The organism is Polynucleobacter sp. 35-46-11 (assembly GCF_002281105.1).
Window position 1 is genome coordinate 1 of sequence record NZ_NCFJ01000662.1, and the last position, 1,218, is coordinate 1,218.

Annotated in this window: 1 protein-coding gene; it reads left to right on the forward strand. The window is 47.9% G+C overall.

The window, feature by feature from the left end; genetic code table 11:
- The coding region (gene radA, locus B7Y67_RS18570) for a DNA repair protein RadA (RefSeq protein ID WP_293599900.1) at positions 1 to 1,130 on the forward strand (1,130 nt) is incomplete at its 5' end.
- Positions 1,131 to 1,218 lie beyond the last annotated feature (88 nt).

Sequence of the window (1,218 nt, forward strand, 5' to 3'; positions counted from 1 at the left end):
TATTGGGTGGCGGACTAGTTCCTGGCGGGGTTGTTCTGTTAGGCGGTGATCCTGGTATTGGTAAATCAACCTTGCTGCTACAGGCGCTTGCAGAGATGAGTGCTGCAGGTATGAACGTTCTTTACAGTAGTGGCGAGGAGTCAGCTGCGCAAATCGCATTACGAGCAAAACGTATTGCACTGGATGCCCCTCAATTAGAAGTCCTCGCTGAGATACAGTTAGAAAAACTCTTATCCATCATGGATACCGTCAAGCCGCAGGTCTTAGTGGTGGACTCCATTCAGACCTTGTACTCAGAAGTACTGAGTTCTGCTCCAGGCTCTGTTGCGCAAGTGCGCGAGTGTGCTGCGCAACTGACTAGAGCTGCTAAATCCAGTGGTATCTGTGTCCTGATGGTGGGGCACGTAACTAAAGACGGTCATTTAGCTGGTCCCCGTGTGCTTGAGCATATTGTGGATACAGTTCTTTACTTCGAGGGTGATACACACTCCTCATTTAGATTGGTGCGCTCGATTAAAAACCGTTTTGGTGCAGTCAATGAGCTCGGCGTCTTTGCTATGACTGAAAAAGGTTTGCGCGGAGTTGCTAATCCTTCTGCAATTTTTCTATCCCAGCATGCTGAGATGGTACCTGGTGCTTGCGTGTTAGTCACTCAAGAGGGCAGTCGTCCGCTCTTGGTAGAAATTCAGGCATTAGTTGATACAGCGCATATCCCTAATCCAAGAAGATTGGCAGTTGGACTAGAGCAAGCTCGTCTTGCAATGCTCTTGGCAGTTTTGCATCGTCATGCTGGTGTAGCGTGTTTTGATCAAGACGTCTTCTTAAACGCAGTTGGTGGCGTGAAGATTTCAGAACCAGCTGCTGACTTGGCAGTGTTGTTGGCTATTCAATCTTCGATTCGGAATAAAGCCTTGCCTAAAGAGCTGATTGTCTTTGGTGAGGTTGGTTTGGCTGGAGAAATTCGTCCATGCCCACGTGGTCAAGAGCGTTTAAAAGAAGCGGCTAAGCTCGGCTTCACAGTGGCAATCATTCCGAAGGCAAATATGCCGAAGACAAAGATTCCAGGACTAAGAGTGATACCAGTAGAGCGTATTGATCAGGCTATCTCTGCGGCAGCAGAGTTAAGTTAAAGCAAGCAACAAAAGTTAGTGCAAGTCTTCCGCTTGAATAAGTAGGACTTGCTCATCACCTGCAGACACTTCCATCCAAATGACAGGG